The organism is Citrobacter sp. CK202 (assembly GCF_030333225.1).
Taxonomy (GTDB): Bacteria; Pseudomonadota; Gammaproteobacteria; order Enterobacterales; family Enterobacteriaceae; genus Citrobacter_B; species Citrobacter_B koseri.
Window position 1 is genome coordinate 12,758 of record NZ_JAOWGI010000028.1, and the last position, 20,717, is coordinate 33,474.

General features: G+C 49.7%; 24 protein-coding genes and 1 tRNA gene. 14 read left to right on the top strand and 11 right to left on the bottom strand.

The genetic code is table 11. The features are described 5' to 3' along the window. Positions 1 to 32: 32 nt before the first annotated feature. The gene (locus OGX84_RS16135; RefSeq protein ID WP_112001150.1) at positions 33 to 800 is read left to right on the top strand and encodes a class II glutamine amidotransferase; all 768 of its coding nucleotides are present in this window, start codon (positions 33 to 35) and stop codon (positions 798 to 800) included. Here the strand turns inward: OGX84_RS16135 and dpaA are convergent. Continuing rightward, positions 771 to 1,511 (bottom strand): peptidoglycan meso-diaminopimelic acid protein amidase, encoded by a 741-nt coding sequence (gene dpaA / locus OGX84_RS16140; protein WP_012133778.1) that lies wholly within the window; start codon positions 1,509 to 1,511, stop codon positions 771 to 773. The genes OGX84_RS16135 and dpaA overlap by 30 nt on opposite strands. 271 nt (positions 1,512 to 1,782) lie before the next feature. Here dpaA and dinB point away from each other — a divergent pair, with 271 nt between their 5' ends. After that, positions 1,783 to 2,838, top strand: a complete 1,056-nt coding sequence (gene dinB, locus OGX84_RS16145) for a DNA polymerase IV (RefSeq protein WP_012133777.1) — start codon at positions 1,783 to 1,785, stop codon at positions 2,836 to 2,838. A 103-nt stretch (positions 2,839 to 2,941) separates the two neighbouring features. Here the strand turns inward: dinB and pepD are convergent, their stop codons facing one another. Then, a complete protein-coding gene (gene pepD, locus OGX84_RS16150) occupies positions 2,942 to 4,399 on the bottom strand; it encodes a cytosol nonspecific dipeptidase (protein ID WP_049011679.1) in 1,458 nt (485 codons plus the stop codon). Between the two features lie 257 nt (positions 4,400 to 4,656). On the opposite strand from pepD, the gene gpt reads away from it, so the two are divergent. From gpt to crl, 3 genes are all read left to right on the top strand, one after another. Continuing rightward, positions 4,657 to 5,115 (top strand): xanthine phosphoribosyltransferase, encoded by a 459-nt coding sequence (gpt, locus tag OGX84_RS16155; RefSeq protein WP_006685917.1) that lies wholly within the window; start codon positions 4,657 to 4,659, stop codon positions 5,113 to 5,115. 99 nt (positions 5,116 to 5,214) lie between these two features. Further along, a complete protein-coding gene (gene frsA / locus OGX84_RS16160) occupies positions 5,215 to 6,459 on the top strand; it encodes an esterase FrsA (RefSeq protein ID WP_012133775.1) in 1,245 nt (414 codons plus the stop codon). A gap of 57 nt (positions 6,460 to 6,516) precedes the next feature. Then, positions 6,517 to 6,915, top strand: a complete 399-nt coding sequence (gene crl, locus OGX84_RS16165; RefSeq protein WP_012133774.1) for a sigma factor-binding protein Crl — start codon at positions 6,517 to 6,519, stop codon at positions 6,913 to 6,915. Between the two features lie 104 nt (positions 6,916 to 7,019). Here crl and phoE read toward each other — a convergent pair whose 3' ends face one another. Continuing rightward, positions 7,020 to 8,072, bottom strand: coding sequence for a phosphoporin PhoE (gene phoE / locus OGX84_RS16170; RefSeq protein WP_024130644.1), 1,053 nt, complete (start codon positions 8,070 to 8,072; stop codon positions 7,020 to 7,022). A gap of 289 nt (positions 8,073 to 8,361) precedes the next feature. On the opposite strand from phoE, the gene proB reads away from it, so the two are divergent. The 6 genes from proB (at position 8,362) to OGX84_RS16200 (ending at position 13,444) form a co-directional block, all read left to right on the top strand. Further along, on the top strand, positions 8,362 to 9,465 hold the full coding sequence (proB, locus tag OGX84_RS16175; protein ID WP_286458177.1) for a glutamate 5-kinase: 1,104 nt from the start codon (positions 8,362 to 8,364) through the stop codon (positions 9,463 to 9,465). Between the two features lie 11 nt (positions 9,466 to 9,476). Further along, on the top strand, positions 9,477 to 10,730 hold the full coding sequence (gene proA, locus OGX84_RS16180; RefSeq protein WP_112001149.1) for a glutamate-5-semialdehyde dehydrogenase: 1,254 nt from the start codon (positions 9,477 to 9,479) through the stop codon (positions 10,728 to 10,730). A 115-nt stretch (positions 10,731 to 10,845) separates the two neighbouring features. After that, positions 10,846 to 10,921: transfer RNA gene (locus tag OGX84_RS16185), tRNA-Thr, on the top strand. 163 nt (positions 10,922 to 11,084) lie between these two features. Beyond that, positions 11,085 to 12,281 carry a tyrosine-type recombinase/integrase gene (locus OGX84_RS16190; protein WP_275055258.1) on the top strand — a complete coding sequence of 399 codons (1,197 nt, stop codon included), beginning with the start codon at positions 11,085 to 11,087 and terminating at the stop codon, positions 12,279 to 12,281. Between the two features lie 252 nt (positions 12,282 to 12,533). Further along, the gene (locus tag OGX84_RS16195; RefSeq protein ID WP_275055257.1) at positions 12,534 to 12,833 is read left to right on the top strand and encodes a 4-fold beta flower protein; all 300 of its coding nucleotides are present in this window, start codon (positions 12,534 to 12,536) and stop codon (positions 12,831 to 12,833) included. A 98-nt stretch (positions 12,834 to 12,931) separates the two neighbouring features. After that, on the top strand, positions 12,932 to 13,444 hold the full coding sequence (locus OGX84_RS16200) for a hypothetical protein (protein ID WP_275055256.1): 513 nt from the start codon (positions 12,932 to 12,934) through the stop codon (positions 13,442 to 13,444). Between the two features lie 369 nt (positions 13,445 to 13,813). On the opposite strand, the gene OGX84_RS16205 is transcribed toward OGX84_RS16200, so the two are convergent. The 3 genes from OGX84_RS16205 to OGX84_RS16215 form a co-directional block, all read right to left on the bottom strand. Further along, positions 13,814 to 14,155 carry a helix-turn-helix domain-containing protein gene (locus tag OGX84_RS16205; RefSeq protein ID WP_275055255.1) on the bottom strand — a complete coding sequence of 114 codons (342 nt, stop codon included), beginning with the start codon at positions 14,153 to 14,155 and terminating at the stop codon, positions 13,814 to 13,816. Between the two features lie 57 nt (positions 14,156 to 14,212). After that, entirely contained in the window at positions 14,213 to 14,464 is a 252-nt protein-coding gene (locus OGX84_RS16210; RefSeq protein WP_275055254.1) for a YdgH/BhsA/McbA family protein, read from the bottom strand. Between the two features lie 140 nt (positions 14,465 to 14,604). Then, a complete protein-coding gene (locus OGX84_RS16215; protein ID WP_275055253.1) occupies positions 14,605 to 15,378 on the bottom strand; it encodes an SDR family oxidoreductase in 774 nt (257 codons plus the stop codon). Between the two features lie 148 nt (positions 15,379 to 15,526). Between OGX84_RS16215 and OGX84_RS16220 the strand changes: the two genes are divergently transcribed. Beyond that, positions 15,527 to 16,420, top strand: coding sequence for a LysR family transcriptional regulator (locus tag OGX84_RS16220; RefSeq protein WP_275055252.1), 894 nt, complete (start codon positions 15,527 to 15,529; stop codon positions 16,418 to 16,420). A 34-nt stretch (positions 16,421 to 16,454) separates the two neighbouring features. On the opposite strand, the gene OGX84_RS16225 is transcribed toward OGX84_RS16220, so the two are convergent. The 5 genes from OGX84_RS16225 to OGX84_RS16245 all read right to left on the bottom strand — a co-directional run bounded on the left by OGX84_RS16225 (position 16,455) and on the right by OGX84_RS16245 (position 19,952). Then, on the bottom strand, positions 16,455 to 17,444 hold the full coding sequence (locus OGX84_RS16225; RefSeq protein ID WP_275055251.1) for an aldo/keto reductase: 990 nt from the start codon (positions 17,442 to 17,444) through the stop codon (positions 16,455 to 16,457). Positions 17,445 to 17,470: 26 nt separating this feature from the next. Continuing rightward, positions 17,471 to 18,322 (bottom strand): aldo/keto reductase, encoded by an 852-nt coding sequence (locus tag OGX84_RS16230; protein WP_275055250.1) that lies wholly within the window; start codon positions 18,320 to 18,322, stop codon positions 17,471 to 17,473. Positions 18,323 to 18,540: 218 nt separating this feature from the next. Then, positions 18,541 to 18,924, bottom strand: a complete 384-nt coding sequence (locus OGX84_RS16235) for a nitroreductase family protein (protein ID WP_136546415.1) — start codon at positions 18,922 to 18,924, stop codon at positions 18,541 to 18,543. Between the two features lie 280 nt (positions 18,925 to 19,204). Continuing rightward, the gene (locus OGX84_RS16240; RefSeq protein ID WP_275055249.1) at positions 19,205 to 19,432 is read right to left on the bottom strand and encodes a hypothetical protein; all 228 of its coding nucleotides are present in this window, start codon (positions 19,430 to 19,432) and stop codon (positions 19,205 to 19,207) included. 301 nt (positions 19,433 to 19,733) lie between these two features. Beyond that, on the bottom strand, positions 19,734 to 19,952 hold the full coding sequence (locus OGX84_RS16245; protein WP_275055248.1) for a cold shock domain-containing protein: 219 nt from the start codon (positions 19,950 to 19,952) through the stop codon (positions 19,734 to 19,736). Positions 19,953 to 20,232: 280 nt separating this feature from the next. Here OGX84_RS16245 and cspF point away from each other — a divergent pair, with 280 nt between their 5' ends. Continuing rightward, a complete protein-coding gene (gene cspF / locus OGX84_RS16250) occupies positions 20,233 to 20,445 on the top strand; it encodes a cold shock-like protein CspF (protein WP_001446195.1) in 213 nt (70 codons plus the stop codon). 81 nt (positions 20,446 to 20,526) lie between these two features. Continuing rightward, positions 20,527 to 20,691 (top strand): YnfU family zinc-binding protein, encoded by a 165-nt coding sequence (locus tag OGX84_RS16255; RefSeq protein ID WP_286458183.1) that lies wholly within the window; start codon positions 20,527 to 20,529, stop codon positions 20,689 to 20,691. Positions 20,692 to 20,717: the final 26 nt, after the last annotated feature.

Below are 20,717 nucleotides of genomic sequence, written 5' to 3' on the forward strand. Positions count from 1 at the left end.
CAGGCGGTTCAGCGTTTTAAGGTAGGTGATGTATGTGCGAACTGCTCGGGATGAGCGCCAATGTGCCAACCGATATTTGCTTTAGTTTCACCGGGCTGGTTCAGCGTGGTGGAGGAACCGGGCCGCACAAAGACGGCTGGGGCATTACGTTTTATGAAGGTAAAGGGTGTCGCACATTTAAAGATCCGCAACCCAGTTTTAATTCGCCCATCGCCAGACTGGTGCAAGACTATCCCATCAAATCCTGTTCCGTCGTCGCCCATATTCGCCAGGCGAATCGTGGGGAAGTGGCGCTGGAAAATACGCATCCGTTTACCCGTGAGCTTTGGGGGCGTAACTGGACGTATGCGCATAACGGGCAGCTCAGCGGCTACAAATCGCTTGAAACCGGTAATTTTCGCCCGGTTGGTGAGACGGACAGCGAAAAAGCGTTCTGCTGGCTGCTGCATAAGCTGACGCAGCGTTATCCGCGCACGCCGGGCAATATGATGGCGGTATTTAAATATATTGCGACGCTGGCAGAAGAACTCCGTAAGAAAGGTGTCTTCAACATGCTGCTGTCAGACGGGCGCTATGTTATGGCCTATTGCTCGACCAATTTATTCTGGATCACCCGCCGCGCGCCGTTTGGCGTCGCCACGCTGTTGGATCAGGATGTGGAAATCGACTTCAGTTCACAAACCACACCGAATGATGTGGTTACCGTGATTGCAACGCAGCCGCTGACAGGAAATGAAACCTGGCAAAAGATTATGCCAGGCGAATGGCGATTATTTTGTCTCGGGGAGCGTATAGTTTGACGCCAGCTGTGGCTGAACCACTTCATGGCTCAACGGTTTGCTGACCACGTAACGGCCATCGACAACGGAAACCGTTGGTGGCTTACGGGTTTGCTCAAAGTAGTCGTAGCCCGGTTTTAGCTGCGTCCAGAAATCTTTGTAATACGAATACTTATGGCGCTGCATATTTGCATCGGTCATGCGGAAGGGATAGATGCTCACCTGTACGCTGGATTGCCCAAATACCAGGGCGCCGGTTACAAACTGGAAAATCTCATCAATGCCGCTGTCGGTCATGGCATAGCAACCGACGGAGACGCAGGCGCCGTGGATCATCAGATACTTACCTTCATAACCGTGTGCGCGGTCATAGGCGTTCGGAAAACCGATATTAATGGCCTTATAGAAACGGCTGTCCGGTTTGAGCTGATTACGCTGGACGCTGTAAAAACCTTCCGGGCTTTTAAAGTCACCCTGGCGCTGTTTGGGGCCTAAGCCACCGGAATAGTTGCAAATTTTGTAGCTGTCGAGCAATTGATATTGCTCACCCATCTTGACGTACAGATCGAGCGTACGCTCTTCTTTAAAGATCTGAATATAGACAGGCGACCCCATCAACTGCTGCTTATATTCTTTACTGACTGGCGTGGTTGGGCTGCTACTGCTTAGCAAACCGGCAAATGAGACGCACGGGATCAGAAGCATCGCAAGAAAAAATGCGATTTTACGCATACTGCTTATTCCTTGATAAAACGGTTACACACGCCAGAACGGCAAACAGAGTCCCCAAATCAGACTAATCCGTATTTGGTGCGCTCACATTATCACCACGGCAGTTTTTCGCAAGCCCCAGGCGATGCGTTTACAATTTAGTTTCTCTTTATACTGAAATTTAGCCGTCAAGGCAGTCAGAACCCGGCGCATTCTGCCGCGGCTTAATTTCCACTCGCTTCTCACAATACAAAATATACTGTATACTTAAACAGTATTGCAGAGGTGAGCCATGCGCAAAATCATACATGTTGATATGGACTGTTTTTACGCGGCGGTTGAAATGCGCGATAACCCGGCCCTGCGTGATATTCCCATTGCTATCGGCGGCAGCCGCGAGCGCAGGGGCGTTATCAGTACGGCAAATTATCCCGCCCGCAAATTTGGCGTGCGCAGCGCGATGCCGACCGGTATGGCGCTTAAGCTTTGCCCGCACCTCACGCTATTGCCGGGGCGGTTTGAGGCGTATAAAGAAGCGTCGCAGCATATCCGTGAAATCTTCTCTCGTTATACCTCGCGTATAGAGCCGCTTTCGCTGGATGAAGCCTATCTGGACGTCACCGACAGCACTTATTGCCACGGCTCCGCCACGCTTATCGCTCAGGAAATCCGTCAGACGATTTTTAACGAACTCCAGCTCACCGCATCAGCAGGTATTGCTCCGGTTAAGTTTCTGGCAAAAATTGCTTCTGATCTTAATAAACCGAATGGGCAATATGTGATTACCCCCGCCGATGTTCCTGAGTTTCTCAAAACCTTACCGCTGGGGAAAATTCCGGGGGTGGGTAAAGTGTCTGCGGCCAGGCTGGAAACGATGGGGCTGCGTACCTGTGAAGACGTGCAAAAGTACGATCTGGCGATGTTACTCAAGCGCTTTGGTAAGTTTGGCCGCGTGTTATGGGAGCGTAGCCAGGGGATTGATGAGCGGGATGTGAACAATGAAAGACTGCGTAAATCGATAGGCGTTGAACGTACGCTGGCGGAGGATATTCACGAATGGGCGGAATGCGAGGCGATCATTGAGCGGTTATATCCAGAGCTGGAAAGGCGGCTGGCAAAAGTGAAGCCTGACCTGCTCATCGCCCGTCAGGGGGTTAAATTAAAATTTAACGATTTCCAGCTGACCACTCAGGAGCACGTCTGGCCGCGTTTAAGCAAGGACGATTTAATCACGACGGCGCGTAAAACCTGGAATGAGCGGCGGGGAGGGCGGGGCGTGCGGCTGGTAGGGTTACACGTTACGCTACTGGACCCGCAACTGGAAAGACAGCTTCTGCTGGGGCTGTGACTTTGATGTATTGCCGGATGGCGCTGCGCTTATCCGGCCTACAAATCAGCGTGTAGGCCGGATAAGGCGTTTACGCCGCCATCCGGCAATGTTTCGTAGCGACTTACTTCGCCGGAATAGACTTCAGCAGTTCAGTCAGAAGCCGCCAGTAGTGACCGACGCTTTCGATATGAACCTGCTCATCTGGAGAGTGCGGGCCGGTAATGGTTGGCCCGATAGAGACCATGTCCATATCCGGGTACGGTTTTTTGAACAGACCGCATTCCAGACCCGCGTGAATAATCTGGATGTTCGGCGTCTTATTGAACAGACGCTGGTAAGTTTCACGCACCAGGTGCATTACCGGCGAGTTCGCATCTGGCTGCCAGCCCGGATAGCCGCCTTTTGCTTCGGTTTTCGCGCCGGCCAGTTTACCCAGTGAATCCAGCATGCTCACCACGTAGTCTTTACCGCTGTCGATCAGCGAGCGGATCAGGCAGTGGATTTCCACGTTGTTGTCGGTCATGGTCACAACGCCCACGTTCAGGGACGTCTCAACCACGCCTTTCGCTACGTCGGAATTGCGAATCACGCCGTTTGGCGTGGCGTTCAGCAGACGGATAAAGCCATCGCGGGACGAGGCAGTCAGCGCCGCTTTGTCGTTAGCGGCTGCTTCCAGCAGAACCACCAGATTCTTCTCTTTCTCTGCCAGCTCGTTTTTCAGGATCTCCTGATAAGCGTTCACCCGCGTTTTCAGCGCATCGACGTTATCTGCCGCTACGGCAACGGTGGCGAAGGCTTCACGCGGGATAGCGTTACGCAGCGTACCGCCGTTGAAATCAACCAGACGCAGACCCAGTTCTTCAGCATGATCCGCCAGGAAGCGCACCAGCAGCTTGTTGGCATTGCCGAGACCGACGTGGATTTCGCCGCCGGAGTGGCCGCCTTTCAGGCCTTTCAGCGTCAGTTTAAAGCTCTGGAAGCCCGCCGGAATGGCTTCACGGGACAGCGGCAGGTTAGAGGTAAAATCGATACCGCCTGCACAGCCCATGTAGATCTCACCTTCTTCTTCGGAGTCGGTATTGATCAGAATATCGGCCTGTAGCCAGCCTGGCTGAAGGCCGAATGCGCCGTCCATACCGGCTTCTTCCGTCATGGTCAGCAGCACTTCCAGCGGGCCGTGTGCGACGTTGTCGTCAGCCAGAACGGCCAGCGCGGAAGCCATACCAATGCCGTTATCCGCGCCCAGCGTGGTGCCGCGGGCTTTTACCCACTCGCCGTCAATATAAGGCTGGATCGGATCTTTGGTGAAGTCGTGTACGGTGTCGTTGTTTTTCTGCGGAACCATATCCAGGTGCGCCTGCAAAACCACTGGTTTGCGGTTTTCCATACCTGCGGTGGCAGGTTTACGAATCAGGATATTACCGACCCGATCGCGCTCAGCGTGGAAACCTTTCTCTTTGGCCCAGCCCATAATGTGTTCAGCGAGCTGCTCTTCATGGTAGGACGGATGAGGAATAGAACAGATTTTTGCAAAAATATCCCACAGCGGTTGTGGAGATAATTGAGACAGTTCAGACACGATAAGTCTCCTTGACGATGTCCTGCAAAACTTTCTTGCAGGCCACAGGGTTAGCAGATTGATTGTCACCACAAGTCGGGCTTGCGAGATGCGATTGAGAATACCACTTTCCTGGTCTTCGGGTAGTATAAAGCACGTAAAAAGAGGGCTGGATTCCGCGAAACACTGGTTTTTAGCGCGTCAGGTCTCTATAATCTCGCGCAACCTGGTTCACCCTCAATTTTTAAGCCGTAGATAAACAGGCTGGGACACTTCACATGAGCGAAAAATACGTCGTCACCTGGGACATGTTGCAGATTCACGCACGCAAACTGGCAAGCCGCCTGATGCCTTCTGAACAATGGAAAGGCATTATTGCCGTCAGCCGTGGTGGTCTGGTACCGGGCGCATTGCTGGCGCGTGAGTTGGGTATTCGCCATGTCGATACCGTTTGCATCTCCAGCTACGACCACGACAACCAGCGCGAACTGAAAGTGCTGAAACGTGCGGAAGGCGATGGTGAAGGTTTCATCGTGATCGACGATCTGGTCGATACCGGCGGTACTGCTGTTGCTATCCGCGAAATGTACCCTAAAGCTCATTTCGTCACTATCTTCGCTAAACCGGCTGGCCGCCCGCTGGTGGATGATTATGTGATTGATATCCCGCAGGACACCTGGATTGAGCAGCCGTGGGATATGGGCGTGGTATTCGTCCCGCCAATCTCTGGTCGCTAATCACTGAAATTTTCAACGCCTGGCAATGCCGGGCGTTGTTTTTTTTAGCCGCACACACGTTACAATAGGCCTCAGTAAGTACCCTTGGAGGCTGCACGAATGTCACAGGCTAACCTCAGCGAAACCCTGTTTAAACCCCGCTTCAAACATCCTGAAACGTCGACGCTTGTCCGGCGCTTCAATCACGGAACGCAGCCGTCCGTGCAGTCCACTCTGGATGGTAAAAACGTGCCGCACTGGTATCGCATGATCAACCGTCTGATGTGGATCTGGCGCGGTATCGATCCGCGAGAAATCCTTGATGTGCAGGCGCGTATCGTAATGAGCGAAGCCGAGCGAACCGACAAAGAGCTGTATGACACGGTGATTGGCTACCGTGGCGGTAACTGGATCTTTGAATGGTCGAAACAGGCGATGGAATGGCAGCAGAAAGCCTGCCAGGAAACAGACCCACAGCGCAGCGGGCGTCATTGGCTGCACGCTTCCTCGCTCTACAACATTGCGGCTTACCCGCATCTTAAAGGGGATGAGCTGGCGGAGCAGGCGCAGGCGCTGGCGAACCGCGCGTATGAAGAGGCCGCGCAACGCTTGCCGGGCTCGCTGCGTGAAATGGCGTTTTCGATCCCCGGCGGCGCGCCTGTCACTGCGTTTTTGCATATGCCGAAAGGGGATGGCCCGTTCCCGACCGTACTGATGTGCGGCGGCCTGGACTCCATGCAAACGGACTATTACACCCTGTTCGAACGTTACTTCGCGCCGCGCGGTATGGCGATGCTGACGCTGGATATGCCGTCGGTTGGATTCTCGTCAAAATGGAAGCTCACCCAGGACTCCAGTCTGCTGCATCAGCATGTGTTGAAAGCGCTGCCTGGGGTGCCGTGGGTTGATCATACCCGGGTGGTGGCGTTTGGTTTTCGTTTTGGCGCTAACGTTGCGGTACGTCTGGCCTACCTGGAAGCGCCGCGACTGAAAGCGGTAGCCTGTCTGGGGCCGGTGGTCCATGCGTTGTTAAGCGATTCACAACGTCAGGGGACGGTGCCGGAAATGTATCTTGACGTGCTGGCAAGCCGTCTGGGGATGCATGATGCGTCAGATGAAGCGCTGCGCGTTGAGCTAAATCGTTATTCACTGAAGGTGCAGGGGTTGCTCGGCAGACGCTGCCCAACGCCGATGTTATCTGGCTTCTGGAAAAACGATCCGTTTAGCCCGGAAGAGGAGTCCCGGCTCATCACCTCGTCATCTTCCGACGGTAAGCTGATGGAGATTCCATTTAATCCGGTGTATCGCAATTTTGACACTGCGCTGAAAGAAATTACTGGTTGGATCAATCACAGATTGTGTTAATGGATTGCTAAATTTTATTGTTTTGGTAAAACAGTTGCTTCACCAAAGGAGATCGCAATGACGTTACCGAGTGGACACCCGAAAAGTAGATTGATCAAGAAATTCACTGCGCTTGGCCCGTATATACGCGAAGGGCAGTGCGAAGATAATCGTTTTTTTTTCGATTGCCTGGCTGTTTGCGTCAACGTGAAGCCAGCGCCTGAGAAACGTGAATTCTGGGGCTGGTGGATGGAACTGGAAGCGCAGGAAAAACGCTTTACCTACAGCTACCAGTTTGGCCTGTTTGACAAAGAAGGTAACTGGACCGCCGTGCCGATTAAAGAGACCGAAGTGATTGAACGCCTGGAGTACACCCTGCGCGAGTTTCATGAAAAATTGCGTGCACTGCTGACTTCGCTGAATCTGGCGCTGGAACCCGCCGATAACTTCAAAGAACCGGTGAAGTTAACGGCGTAACATAGAATAATGCCGGATGACGCTACGCTTATCCGGCCTGCAACAGTGCAAAAGAGTAGGCCGGATAAGACGCCTGAGCGTCGTCATCCGGCAAATTAAGACAATCAGAACTGGTACGTCATACCAATCGCGACGATATCATCGCTGCTTACGCCCAGCTTGTTATCATCGTCAATCTGGTTGATTTTATAATCAACGAACGCGGACATATTTTTATTGAAATAATATGTTGCGCCCACATCGATATATTTCACGATATCTTCATCACCGATACCTTCAATATCTTTGCCTTTAGACTGAACATAGCCCAGGGAAGGACGCAGACCGAAATCAAACTGATACTGGGCAACCGCTTCGAAGTTTTGCGCTTTATTGGCGAAACCACCGGAAATAGGCGCCATGTTGCGGGTTTCAGAATAGATAGTCGCCAGGTAAATGTTATTGGCGTCATATTTCAGACCCGTCGCCCAACCTTCCGCGTTTTTACCTTGTCCGCGAGATTGCAGGTTCTGCTCATTGGTGCGGTCTGAATTGGCGTATGCGCCGATGATGGCGAAGTCGCTGCCGCCGAAGTCATAGCTCAGAGATGTGCCGAAACCGTCGCCATTCTGCTTTTTGACGTCGCGGTTTTCGTTTTTACCCTGATATTGCAGGGTTAAGTTCAGACCATCGATAACGCCGAAGAAATCGGTGTTACGGTAAGTTGCCAGGCCACTGGCACGTTTGGTCATAAAGTTGTCGGTCTGTGCAAGGCCGTCGCCACCGAATTCAGGGAACATATCCGTCCACGCGGCAACGTCGTACAGGGCGCCCAGGTTACGACCATAATCTAACGAACCGAAATCGTTCAGCTTCAGACCCGCAAAAGCCAGACGGGTTTTCTGACCGCCTTCGCTTTCTGTTTTGTTACCGGCGAACTCAGCTTCCCAGCGACCGTAACCGGTCAGCTGATCGTTAATCTGCGTTTCGCCTTTAAAGCCAAAGCGGATATAAGTCTGGTCGCCATCTTTGCTGTCATCATCACTGATGTAGTGCATCGCTTTTACTTTGCCATACACGTCCAGTTTATTACTGTTTTTGTTATACACTTCTGCTGCCTGCACGGATGCCGATGCAACAATACCCATCACCACTAATGCCAGAGTGCTCTTTTTCATTTTCATTCCTGATTTAAAATTACGCGCTAATATTCGCTGGGAGTGATCCCCGTGAAAAACAGGATGGTTTTTAACGCTCTGCAATGAAGGTTTTATGACAAATTAAGAATATTTTTAAAAAAGGATGATTTATTATTGCGGTAATAAAATTGTCAGAAACTGCCGCTACGCTTGCTGATCCTGCGCAACAAAATTTCATGCTTTGTGCTCTGGTTGTTGGCAACCGGGGCCAGTCCTGCTAAAACGTTCGTTTGATATCATTTTCCCCTATTTTGAATGGCAGAGAATCATGAGTGACAGCCAGACGCTGGTGGTAAAACTCGGCACCAGTGTGCTAACGGGCGGATCGCGCCGCCTGAACCGTGCCCATATCGTAGAACTTGTTCGTCAATGCGCGCAGCTACATGCCGCAGACCATCGTATTGTGATCGTCACGTCGGGTGCTATTGCCGCCGGGCGTGAGCATCTTGGCTACCCGGAACTCCCGGCGACCATAGCGTCTAAACAACTGTTGGCGGCGGTGGGGCAGAGTCGTCTGATTCAGCTTTGGGAACAGCTATTCTCTATCTACGGTATTCACATCGGGCAGATGCTGCTGACGCGTGCGGATATGGAAGACAGAGAGCGCTTCCTGAACGCGCGTGACACCCTGCGTGCGCTGCTGGACAACAATATTGTCCCTGTCATCAATGAAAACGATGCCGTGGCGACCGCTGAAATAAAAGTGGGCGATAACGACAATCTTTCCGCGCTGGCCGCCATTCTGGCGGGCGCCGACAAATTGTTGTTACTGACCGATCAGCAAGGGTTGTTTACCGCCGATCCGCGAACCAACCCGCAGGCTGAGCTGATTAAAGACGTGTACGGCATTGATGATGCGCTGCGTGCGATTGCGGGCGACAGCGTCTCTGGCCTGGGAACCGGGGGAATGGGCACCAAATTGCAGGCTGCCGACGTTGCCTGTCGTGCCGGAATCGACACCATCATCGCGGCGGGTAGCAAGCCGGGCGTGATTGGCGATGTTATGGCAGGCATTTCTGCGGGAACCCGTTTCCATGCGCAAGCCTCCCCGCTGGAAAACCGCAAACGCTGGATCTTTGGCGCGCCGCCTGCCGGTGAAATCACGGTGGATGAAGGGGCGACATCTGCGATTCTGGAACGCGGTAGCTCATTATTGCCAAAAGGCATTAAAAGCGTGACAGGTAACTTTTCGCGTGGTGAAGTGATCCGCATCCGTAACCAGGAAGGGCGCGATATCGCCCACGGCGTCACCCGTTATAACAGCGACGCGCTGCGCCGTATTGCTGGTCACCACTCTCAGCAGATTGACGCGATTCTTGGCTATGAATATGGCCCGGTCGCTGTCCATCGCGATGACATGATTACCCGTTAAGGAGCCGACGTATGCTGGAACAAATGGGCATTGCTGCCAAAGCGGCGTCCTACAAACTGGCGCTACTCTCCAGCCGCGAGAAGAACCGCGTACTGGAAAAAATAGCGGACGAACTGGAAGCGCAAACTGAAAGCATCCTGAGCGCTAACGCCCAGGACGTTGCCGAGGCGCGTGAAAACGGCCTCAGTGAAGCGATGCTGGATCGTCTGGCATTGACACCGGCGCGCCTGAAAGCGATTGCCGATGACGTCCGTCAGGTGTGTAACCTGGCCGACCCGGTCGGACAGGTGATTGATGGCGGTCTGCTGGACAGCGGGCTGCGTCTGGAACGTCGTCGTGTTCCGCTGGGCGTCATTGGCGTGATTTACGAAGCGCGTCCCAATGTGACCGTTGACGTCGCCTCGTTATGCCTGAAAACCGGCAACGCGGCGATTCTGCGCGGCGGTAAAGAGACGTATCGCACCAATGCGGCAACGGTTGCGGTGATTCAGCAAGCGCTGGAAGCCTGCGGCTTACCTGCTGGCGCAGTCCAGGCGATCGACAGCCCGGATCGCGCGCTGGTCAATGAAATGCTGCGTATGGATAAATACATCGACATGCTGATCCCTCGTGGCGGCGCGGGCCTGCACAAGCTGTGCCGTGAGCAGTCGACGATCCCGGTGATCACCGGCGGGATTGGCGTATGTCATATCTTTGTTGACGACAGTGCGGAGATCGAGCCGGCGCTGAAGATCATCGTCAATGCGAAAACCCAGCGTCCGAGTACCTGCAACACGGTGGAAACGCTGCTGGTGCATCAGGATATCGCTGCGCGTTTTCTGCCTGCGCTGAGCAAGCAAATGGCGGAAAGCGGCGTCACGCTGCATGCTGACGATGCGGCGCTGGCCCAACTGAAATCAGGCCCGGCGAACGTGGTAGCGGTGAAAGCCGAAGAGTATGACGACGAGTTCCTGTCGTTGGATCTGAACGTGAAAATCGTGGCCGGCCTGGATGACGCAATTGCGCATATTCGTGCACACGGCACTCAACATTCTGATGCGATCCTGACGCGCACTCTGCGCAACGCCGATCGTTTTGTGAATGAAGTGGATTCGTCCGCCGTTTACGTCAATGCTTCTACCCGATTTACCGATGGCGGACAATTTGGCCTTGGCGCGGAAGTGGCTGTCAGTACGCAAAAATTACACGCACGCGGCCCAATGGGGCTGGAAGCGCTGACCACCTACAAGTGGATCGGCATTGGTGACGATACCATTCGTGCGTAATTAAAACCGGAGTGATGCAAAATCAGCCACTTGATTCACAAGGCTATTGACGCATCATCCGGTTAGTTTTAACCTTCTACCCCGTGATTCACACTCGTGGTCATGTCCTTTCAGGGCCGATATAGCTCAGTTGGTAGAGCAGCGCATTCGTAATGCGAAGGTCGTAGGTTCGACTCCTATTATCGGCACCATTTCAAACTCTTCCCAAGTCTACCGAAATCAACTTAAAGCCCGTATACTGCGGCTTCAAGCCCGTATTTTATCTCCTGTTATCAACTGGACTCAACCGGAATCAAGTTACAGTTGGGGGCATAAGTGGGGGCATTCTGTGTTCGGTCCAGGGAGATGCCCCCAATGAAGCTTAATGCGCGACAGGTAGACGCTGCTAAACCCAGAGAGAAAGCCTACAAGCTGGCAGATGGTGCTGGTTTGTATCTTGAGGTTGTTCCCTCTGGTTCCAGATACTGGCGGATGAAGTATCGCTTCAATGGAAAAGAGAAGCGTATGGCTTTTGGTGTTTATCCAGCAGTGTCCCTTGCACAAGCGAGGGCACTACGTGATGAAGCCAAGAAAAAACTGGCCGAAGGTATCGATCCAGCGTTTGCCAAGAAAGAAGAAAAGCTGGTTCGCGATGTGCAACTCAATAATACGTTCCAGTCTGTGGCGCTTGAGTGGCACGGTACGAAGGTGAGCAGATGGTCAGAAGGGTATGCTTCTGACATTCTGGAGGCCTTCAATAAAGATATTTTCCCCTATATCGGCCAGCTGCCGGTGAATGAAATCAAACCGCTGGTTCTGCTTAATGTGCTGCGTCGAATGGAAAGCCGTGGCGCGACAGAGAAGGCCAAGAAGGTTCGCCAGCGCTGCAGTGAAGTCTTTCGTTACGCCATAGTTACTGGTCGTGCGGAATACAATCCTGCAGCGGATCTAACCAGCGCGATGTCAGGGCATGAATCGAAGCATTATCCCTTCCTGACTGTTGAAGAGTTACCAGACTTCTTTGAAGCCCTATCCAGCTATACAGGAAGCCCGCTAGTTGTTCTTGCCGCACGTTTGCTGATCCTTACGGGAGTTCGCACCGGTGAGCTTCGAGGTGCTTTCTGGAGTGAGTTTGATCTTGAGAAAGCGGTGTGGGAAATTCCTGCCGACCGAATGAAGATGAAACGGCCTCACCTTGTCCCCCTCTCTACCCAAGCACTAGAGATCGTACAGCAGCTCAAAGTGATGTCTGGGCAATATCCTCTTGTGTTTCCTGGGCGGAATGATCCCCGCAAAACGATGAGTGAAGCGAGTATTAATCAGGTGTTTAAGCGGATTGGATATACGGGGAAGGTTACTGGACATGGTTTTAGGCACACGATGAGTACAATTTTGCATGAGGAAGGGTTTAATACGGCATGGATTGAAACCCAGCTTGCGCATGTCGATAAGAATGCGATCCGTGGGACGTATAACCATGCGTTGTATTTGGAAGGAAGGAGGGAGATGATGCAGTGGTATGCGGATTATATTGATAACATTAGAAAACATAAGATAATCATGGTCTTATGATACAAACCTTAAATTGGTCGTTCATTAGTAGGTAGTGTGAAATCTAAAGCTTAGCTCCTCCGTTTTGGAGGAGTTCAACCCCAGTAATTTTTTTGTACTGATTTACATTTGCGTCTGACTGTCTGCTTAGTGCCAAAAGCAGAGGTTAAAGCAGTAAGGTCATGGTTATGTGATGAAACAGAAGATCTTCAGTGTTTATTTTTTATAAGATGGCTTAGGTCAGAGTTAACTAAGAAAAGATGAGGTAATAAAATGACAGATTATATTTATAATTCAAAAGGAAGCGCCGTAGGCTTTATCCGTGGGAAATATATACATAGCATGAACGGTAGTGCTGTCGGGCAACTTCGCGGAACACATGTCCACAGACTTTTTGGTCAATATGTTGGTGAACTCCATGAAAGCATGGTACTAAACAAGCATTTGGGGAATCTAGGGAATATAGGTAATCCGGGAAACCCAGGTAACGTGGGAAATCCAGACAACCCAGGTAATAGAGGGACTCGTAATTACGGATTTCCTGATGTATCAATTGACTTGTTTGGCGAATAGCTGTGCCAATTTCCGCTCTGTGCCAGGAGTGGAGGTTGCTGACTTCATGCTATGTTAGTACACATTATGAAGATAATTTGAATTGGCAAGGTCACATCATGGATACTTCTGAACACTGTAAAGAGGTCTACGCATACTTTGGTCTTGCGATGTATAGAGCACAATGTGTAGAGCAGTCGATAGTTCAACTTCTTATTTTCTTCGATTTTTTTACGAAAAATGTACCCACATTTACTACCCGCGATAAGTGGGAATTAGAGTTTGACAAGTTTGATAAGGTATTATCTGAGAAAACAATGGGGCAGCTTTTAGGCCTGATTAGAAAACTTGAGCTTCTTGATGGTAATATTGAAATCATGCTTTCAACAACTTTAAAAAAAAGAAACTGGCTAGCACATTCTTTTTTTGTCGATCATGCAGTAGATTTCATTAATAAAAATGGACGGGATCAGATGATTAGAGAGCTTAATGATTCAATCGAGCTATTTAATTCTGTTGAAGATATCCTCTACCCTATAGCACGTAACGCTGCACTAAAATACGGTTTAACCGATGAGTTATTGGACAAAATTCAAAGCGAACTGTGTAAATCTTCAACGAGTGATTATTAGGTAAGTTTAATTTCGAGAGTTTGAACTAGTTTTCCATTAGGTATCACAACTTCCTCTTTTCGCTCCGAGCGGATCCTCAATTCAGTTAGCTTGTCCGCTCAGTACCATGAATCGACTACAAAGGTACTCTGGATATCTAAAAGCTCATGGTTTGCTAGGATGGATATGTGATTGATATATCCATCTAGTTTTGGTCGATTTTTCTGCTGATATGTAACAGCTGAGGGTTATGGTCTAGACGTTGTATGTTAAAACAAAGCTGGAGTTATGTTTCCGACAAGAAATTTCTTGATAAAAAGGCCTCCAATTTTTGATGCCGAAATAAAATATTATTTGGTGATGTTATGTAAGGTTAATAACTTTAAAGTGTTAGTGTTTTTTTCGACTTTCGGCATGTCTATATCTCAATGGTGGCAATTTGTATTTTTTAGAGAAGACTCTCGTAAATGTTTGCTGGGAATCGAATCCATATTTATAGGCTATACCCATCACTGGCTCATTAGTCTCGATGAGATCTTTAGCTGCAAGTTTAAGTTTTTTATCTCTTATATATTTTCCAAGGCTGACTTCTTTTACCTGTACAAAAATCCGCTGAAGATGCCACTTGGAGTATCCTGCCCGCGCAGCAACATCCTCTATCTTCAGCGGCTTATGTAAGTTTGAATCAATCCATTGAGTTATCTCATCGACGATGTCTTCTGTTCTGAACATAGAACGACGCTCACTATAAGAGGGCTGTAACACATCCTGTTTGGGATTTTTTTTGATTTACTTATAGATTTCAGCAACCCCGTGCAGTCGGTTATTCCCCGTAGTCGACAGAATTTTGAACGATGTTGCTCCTTGCTCATCAGCCTTACGAGAGAGCGCATTCGATAATTCATCAAGCGTATAGGCATTGCTGGCTGAGACTAAACCTATCTTTTCTTTCCCATCTGCATGGTTAATTTCCTGAGCGGCAGATGCGGCATTCACTGCAATAAATCCCATGACTAATGAAGTAATAAGTAGTGATTTCATATCTAATACCTCTTTTAAACTCAATGTTTGAAACTGGATTCGTATCAGGGGAACTCTCCCCTCTGTACATTCAAATATACAGACCTAAGCTGTCATGAGACTGACCGCTATATGACAAAATTGTCAGGGTGGTAGATTGGTTAATTTTTTGAATACAGGTTCAGCTCGTTAATAATGCAGTCAGGTTCTTCACTCAGAGGCATATTGTCTATGTCCAGAACCCCATCATTTTTTTGTGGATCATCAGCCTGCAAATCTGAAAAGAGTGGGGTAAGATCCTGCTGTGCTTCGCCTCGCTCAGCCACCAGCTCGAACGTTTTATTTTTTGCCTCGTCGTTGCTCAGAACATCAACCAGCACTCGGGCGATTTGCTCCCGGGATATCACACCATCTTCCGGAGTGCCCGCATGGCGACGATCTCCCTGAAGCATAACGATTCTGTGCTCATCATCATTGTTGTAATCAAACCAGCCGGGCCTGACGATGGTATAGGGGTGACCACTGGCCCTGACCAGACGCTCGGCACGTCTTTTCCAGTCATGAACCTCAGTGCGTTGATTCCAGGTGCTGAGCCGTTCAGTCACGCCAATCGTGGTCATCAGGCTGATACGAACAGGTCTATTCTTGAAAATTCGTAAAATATTACGCACTCCGCCGTAATCGATCGCTCTGGCACCAATACGCCCCTGACCATCAGAACCGAGCGTGAAGATGATAGCATCAATATCTTTCGGTAATTCGGTGAGTGTTTCAGGCATTGAAACATTGCCGTATAAAACATCCGTGCCACGAGGAAGCAATTTTACTTTGTGTTTATTTCTGACCAGCGCGACGGGCTGATGGCCCATTTCGATAGCGATATTCACGACATGAAGACCAATACCTCCGGTCGCCCCTGCAACGAGTATTTTCATGATAAACCTTCTGATAATTCGGACTTATTTTCGATATGGTCAGAATATCAATTATCATTATTGTCAGTAACAGGGCTAAAATGATTGTGTCTATGAACACCCTTCATGAGTGTGCGATGAAGGGAATGCCTCCATAAGGAAATCTCCGATGCTGAAAGAAAACTTCAACGAACTGCAAATCTTTCTTGTGGTGGCAAGGGAGCGAAGTTTTACCAAAGCAGCGGGCAAACTGGGCGTTTCTCAGTCTGCACTCAGCCACGCGATGAGGGCCCTGGAGGAAAGGCTGAATATCCGCCTTCTGACCCGCACGACCCGAAGCGTTGCCCCCACAGAGGCCGGTGAGAGAATTATTGCCTGCCTTGAACCGCGTATTGCCGATCTTGAACAGGAGCTGGAATCGCTGGTTCAGCTGAACGGCACCGCCTCCGGAAATATTCGTTTATCAGCCGGGGAGCATGCCGCGCGAAGTCTGGTATGGCCGAAGCTAAAACCCTTCCTCAGGGAATACCCGGAAATTAATCTCGAACTGGTGGTGGATAACGGCTTTGTCGATATTGTTGAGGGGCGTTTTGATGCCGGGATCCGCCTGGGCGAAAGCGTGGATAAGGACATGATTGCGGTAAGAATTGGGCCGGATATGAGAATGGCAGTAGTGGGAGCGCCGTCTTATTTCGAGGCAAATCCTGCACCTGAAACGCCGCACGAACTACAAAATCACCGGTGTATCAATATGCGCCTGCCGACAGCCGGTGGGCTTTACCACTGGGAGTTTGAGAAGGAAGGGAAACCGTTACGGGTCCGAGTGGAAGGGCAGGTAACGTTTAATCTGCAGGCAGAAAGGATTGATGCGGCGTTATCAGGTTTTGGCATCGCCTGTATACCTGAAGACAGGGTGCAGGATTATATAAAGTCAGGAGAGCTTATTCAGGTTTTGCAGGACTGGTGTCCGTCTTTCCCCGGATATTACCTTTACTACCCGAGCCGTAAGCAGCATCCGCCCGCTTTTGCGCTGATGATCGATGCACTTCGCTACCAGGAATAACGGGTCCCCCATTCGCAGAGGGCCCGTTCGAGTGTTAACGGCCCACGCGAGCCTGATGCTCAGGAGAGTAACGTTCGCCGACGACTTTAATGGTTTCAAGCGCCTGGGTTATCTGCCGTGAGTCATCCTGCGAAAGAATGATGTCGGCAGCCGCCAGGTTTTCTTCCAGCCGGTGCAGTCTGGTGGTACCAGGGATAGGAACAATCCACGGCTTTTGTGCCAGCAGCCATGCCAGCGCAATTTGCGCAGACGTCACGCCTTTCTCTGCCGCCAGTTCACCCAGCAATGAGACCAGCTTTTCATTGGCTTCAATCGCCTGCTCGGCGAAACGCGGCACGGTGCTGCGGTAATCATCCTTGCCAAAAGTGGTTCCTGGCTTAATCGATCCCGTCAGGAAGCCTTTGCCTAATGGGCTGAAGGGCACAAAACCAATGCCCAGTTCCTCCAGCAACGGCAGGATCTCCTGCTCAGGCTCGCGCCACCACATTGAGTATTCGCTTTGCAGGGCAGTGACAGGTTGTACGGCATGCGCACGACGAATAGTTTGTGCACCCGCTTCGGACAGACCGAAATGTTTAACTTTGCCTTCAGCGATCAGGTCCTTCACTGTTCCCGCAACATCTTCAATGGGGACATCCGGATCGACACGATGTTGATACAGCAGATCAATAACATCAGTCTTGAGACGGCGTAATGATCCTTCCACCGCTTCACGGATATGCTCCGGACGGCTGTTTAAAATCTGCTGCTTGTTGTCGTCGCCAAAAGTAAAACCAAACTTAGTGGCGATGACCACGCGGTCACGAAACGGTTTTAAGGCTTCGCCGACAACTTCTTCATTAAGGAAGGGGCCATACACTTCAGCGGTATCGAAGAAGGTGACGCCACGTTCAACCGCAGCGCGAATGAGCTCGATAGCCTGACGAGTATCTGTCGCCGGGCCATAGCCATGGCTTAAGCCCATGCAGCCGAGCCCAAGCGCGGATACTTCGAGTCGGGATTTACCCAGATAACGTTTTTGCATTGAATGAATACCTCTTTTATCGCGACTTAAACATCAAGTTTGCGGCTAGTCAGCCATTCCACCATCGCCGGGTCGCGGTGAGAGAAGAAGGCGCTGGTTGCAGTGTCGAGGGCAACAATCTGCAGCATATCTTCAGAGCTGAGTTCAAAATCGAGAATGTTGATGTTCTCTGCCATGCGTTCTTTGCGCACCGATTTCGCCAGCGAAACGATGCCTCGCTGGAAGATCCAACGCAGCACAACCTGACCCACGCTTTTGCCGTACTTCTGGCCAATCGCCGTTAACACGGGATGCTGGAACAGGCCATTTTTACCCTCAGCAAACGGTGCCCAGGCTTCCGGCTGAATGCCATGGCTTTGATTCCATGGAACAGCATGCAGCTGCTGGTTGAAGGGGTTAACTTCAATCTGGTTCACCGCAGGGGCAACTTTGTTGAAGGCGATAAGGTCGGCCAGTCGGTCAGGATGGAAGTTGCTGACACCAATGGCGCGAATTTTGCCTGCCTGCTGCAGTTCTTCCATAGCACGCCATGCCCCATGGACATCGCCATAAGGCTGGTGAATCAGATACAGGTCGACGTAATCAAGTTGCAGCCGATTCAGAGAGCGTTCGAACTGTGCTTTAGCGCCTTCGTAATTGGTATCCTGTAGCCAAAGTTTGGTCGTTATAAAAAGTTCGTTACGTGCGATACCGGTCTGTTTCAGTGCGTTCCCGACCTGGGTTTCATTCTGGTAAGACGCGGCGGTATCGATCAGGCGGTATCCCGTATCGATGGCATCAATAACTGCTCTTTCGCATTCAGCGGCATCAGACATCTGAAACACCCCAAAGCCCAACAGGGGCATTTCAATACCGTTGTTCAGTTTTACAGTTTGCATGACGTTATCCTTCAGCTGTTGTGTTGGAAAAGCATAACGCAAAGTGATTTATTCGATTAGATGGGGTAATTAGCTAGGGTTTATTAGATGTGTTCATTAATTTTTAGGGAGGGGGGAAGGTCGGCTTTGTGCCAGAAGCGGACATTGGGCTGTGCATGTTATTCAGTTCTAGGTATCTTGGCTGACACTTAGCCAGTACATTTAATAAAGCATTTCAGTTACTGATGGAAGATGACACTTTCACCGAGGGGCGCTTTATTAATTCTGTCTTGATTTGCAGGGTAATCCCGGCCCGGGTAGCCCAGAGAGATGCCGAACAGTAATTTCAACGCGGGGTCCACACGCAGTTCTTTGCGGATGGTTTCGGCATAAAAGCCCAGCATGTTCTGCGGAATGCCTCCTAACCCGGGAGCGGTGAGAGACAGCAGAAGCGTCTGAGCGTACATACCTATGTCACCCGCAACACGAACGTTATCGCCCACTTCTGGCATAAAAAGCAGCACAACATGGGGCGCGCCAAAGAATTCCAGGTTACGACGTGAATCATCGCGACGCTGCTCAAAATCCTCGCATTTATCCTTATGTCTTGTTGCATCAGTCATACCTGATGAACTTAAAGCAGAAGAGTCAATAAGTTAATTAGCCCTGCCGCTTAGTAAGATTTCTCACAAAAGGCAAGATGGTAGGTAGGGCGAGAGAGCCTGCATTTTGTCAGAGGAAAGTGAATTATTCTCTCTTTTCAGAGGGAAGTTCTAAAAAGTTGAATGTGAAAAAAAGCCTGCTGTTAGCAGGCCATAAATGTTATTAACTCATTTTTTGTTCGCTTCTGATAAATAGGGTGAGTATGCAGTTAAACGTGAAGCATAGAGCATAACAAAAATGCTATAAATATTTCCTGGCCGCATTAAGTATCTCCTGTGACGTTAACTCCCTGTCAGAAGCTACGTAAACAATACCATGATCGCCAGTTAAGGAAGGAAAACTTGCAGACATAATCCGAAGATGTGTTTCTTCACCGTTTGGATATTCCTGCCTGATAGAGGATATACCTTCCAGAACTGTCGTGACTTTACAGGATTCAGCATTAAAGAAAACAAGGACTTTTATCATATTCTATTACCTTGTTCTCGCGTGAATGTCAACTGGCAGATGCCATTAAGGTAAAAGCAAAGACGTGATGCTTTCGGAGGCAGCCTCGCCTCTTACGCACTTTATTATTTAACAAGCAGTTAGCTTCTGCTTTCAGACTTTTATGCAGCAGTCCTGCACTTCATCACATCGGTCAGTACACTCATAATTGCGAAAAAATATGCTGACCTGATATTAAGAATAAACGACTTTCATCTGATTTAAGTTATGGATCTGTCTACTCAGGAATAATCCTTCATCGTTATCGCAGATCCACAATGATTTATTTATCGCAAAGTATTACGTTTGCAGCAGCAGGACCTTTGTCACCGCTGTGAATGGCGAATTCAACTTTCTGTCCTTCAAATAAAGTTTTAAAGTTGTCGCCATTAAGTGCAGAAAAATGGACAAAGATATCTTTGCTGCCATCAAGAGGAGATATGAAGCCAAAACCTTTGTCTTCGTCAAACCATTTTACCAGGCCTGTAATTCTTGAGGTCATACTGACTCCCGTTATATATGATTGTATTGATCGTAAACGTATAGTATTAAACGTATAGACTCATAAGGAGGGGATATCAGCGATAGCGCCTGGTAATGAGGACTGCCCGGAAAATGTTTAACGTTCGTTAGTACATCGAACTGTTGGAATTCATTAAGGCACAGGGAATCAATATAAGCAAATTATATTTTAGACGTCCAGAGGTCCTGCAAGGAAAATAAAAGTGGCTGAATACTATTTTCAATGTATAGTCTTAACGTGTTTTCAATAAGGAATTGACTTGTCCCATAAAATGACAGGAATTGTCAAAAGCTTTGACATTCTTAGTGGTAAAGGCCTCATCATCCCATCTGATGGCCGAAAAGACGTTCTGCTTCACATTTCAGCCGTTAACTCCCGCGAATCAGAATTACTCATCCCTGGAAGCCGCATAGAATTTTGCCGGATAAACGGTCTCAGGGGGCCTGTGGCTGCGAACATTTATCTTTCCTGATTTTCAGTGTGTCAAAATAAATAGATTAAAACTTAACCATATGTGGTACGGTGAAGCTCATTCATTGAAAGGTTAATGGTTATGTCTGTTATCAATTATGCAATGAAACTCTTCAGCAGTGCGTCCACTGCCACTGCTGCCTGTCCTGTTTGTGGCTTAAAATCAGCACAACCGTTGTCAAAAATCCGGCTCAACCAGGCCATGCTTTGCCCCGGATGTAAATCTCTGTTTATCTTCCAACGCTAGTTCGAGTAAAACCGCAGATCAGAGCC

Coding starts and splice junctions, on each gene's coding strand:
- OGX84_RS16135 (WP_112001150.1), top strand. CDS start 33: ATGTGCGAACTGCTCGGGATGAGCGCCAATGTGCCAACCGATATTTGC.
- dpaA (WP_012133778.1), bottom strand. CDS start 1,511: ATGCGTAAAATCGCATTTTTTCTTGCGATGCTTCTGATCCCGTGCGTC.
- dinB (WP_012133777.1), top strand. CDS start 1,783: ATGCGCAAAATCATACATGTTGATATGGACTGTTTTTACGCGGCGGTT.
- gpt (WP_006685917.1), top strand. CDS start 4,657: ATGAGCGAAAAATACGTCGTCACCTGGGACATGTTGCAGATTCACGCA.
- frsA (WP_012133775.1), top strand. CDS start 5,215: ATGTCACAGGCTAACCTCAGCGAAACCCTGTTTAAACCCCGCTTCAAA.
- crl (WP_012133774.1), top strand. CDS start 6,517: ATGACGTTACCGAGTGGACACCCGAAAAGTAGATTGATCAAGAAATTC.
- phoE (WP_024130644.1), bottom strand. CDS start 8,072: ATGAAAAAGAGCACTCTGGCATTAGTGGTGATGGGTATTGTTGCATCG.
- proB (WP_286458177.1), top strand. CDS start 8,362: ATGAGTGACAGCCAGACGCTGGTGGTAAAACTCGGCACCAGTGTGCTA.
- proA (WP_112001149.1), top strand. CDS start 9,477: ATGCTGGAACAAATGGGCATTGCTGCCAAAGCGGCGTCCTACAAACTG.
- OGX84_RS16190 (WP_275055258.1), top strand. CDS start 11,085: ATGAAGCTTAATGCGCGACAGGTAGACGCTGCTAAACCCAGAGAGAAA.
- OGX84_RS16195 (WP_275055257.1), top strand. CDS start 12,534: ATGACAGATTATATTTATAATTCAAAAGGAAGCGCCGTAGGCTTTATC.
- OGX84_RS16200 (WP_275055256.1), top strand. CDS start 12,932: ATGGATACTTCTGAACACTGTAAAGAGGTCTACGCATACTTTGGTCTT.
- OGX84_RS16205 (WP_275055255.1), bottom strand. CDS start 14,155: ATGTTCAGAACAGAAGACATCGTCGATGAGATAACTCAATGGATTGAT.
- OGX84_RS16210 (WP_275055254.1), bottom strand. CDS start 14,464: ATGAAATCACTACTTATTACTTCATTAGTCATGGGATTTATTGCAGTG.
- OGX84_RS16215 (WP_275055253.1), bottom strand. CDS start 15,378: ATGAAAATACTCGTTGCAGGGGCGACCGGAGGTATTGGTCTTCATGTC.
- OGX84_RS16220 (WP_275055252.1), top strand. CDS start 15,527: ATGCTGAAAGAAAACTTCAACGAACTGCAAATCTTTCTTGTGGTGGCA.
- OGX84_RS16225 (WP_275055251.1), bottom strand. CDS start 17,444: ATGCAAAAACGTTATCTGGGTAAATCCCGACTCGAAGTATCCGCGCTT.
- OGX84_RS16230 (WP_275055250.1), bottom strand. CDS start 18,322: ATGCAAACTGTAAAACTGAACAACGGTATTGAAATGCCCCTGTTGGGC.
- OGX84_RS16235 (WP_136546415.1), bottom strand. CDS start 18,924: ATGACTGATGCAACAAGACATAAGGATAAATGCGAGGATTTTGAGCAG.
- OGX84_RS16240 (WP_275055249.1), bottom strand. CDS start 19,432: ATGATAAAAGTCCTTGTTTTCTTTAATGCTGAATCCTGTAAAGTCACG.
- OGX84_RS16245 (WP_275055248.1), bottom strand. CDS start 19,952: ATGACCTCAAGAATTACAGGCCTGGTAAAATGGTTTGACGAAGACAAA.
- OGX84_RS16255 (WP_286458183.1), top strand. CDS start 20,527: ATGTCTGTTATCAATTATGCAATGAAACTCTTCAGCAGTGCGTCCACT.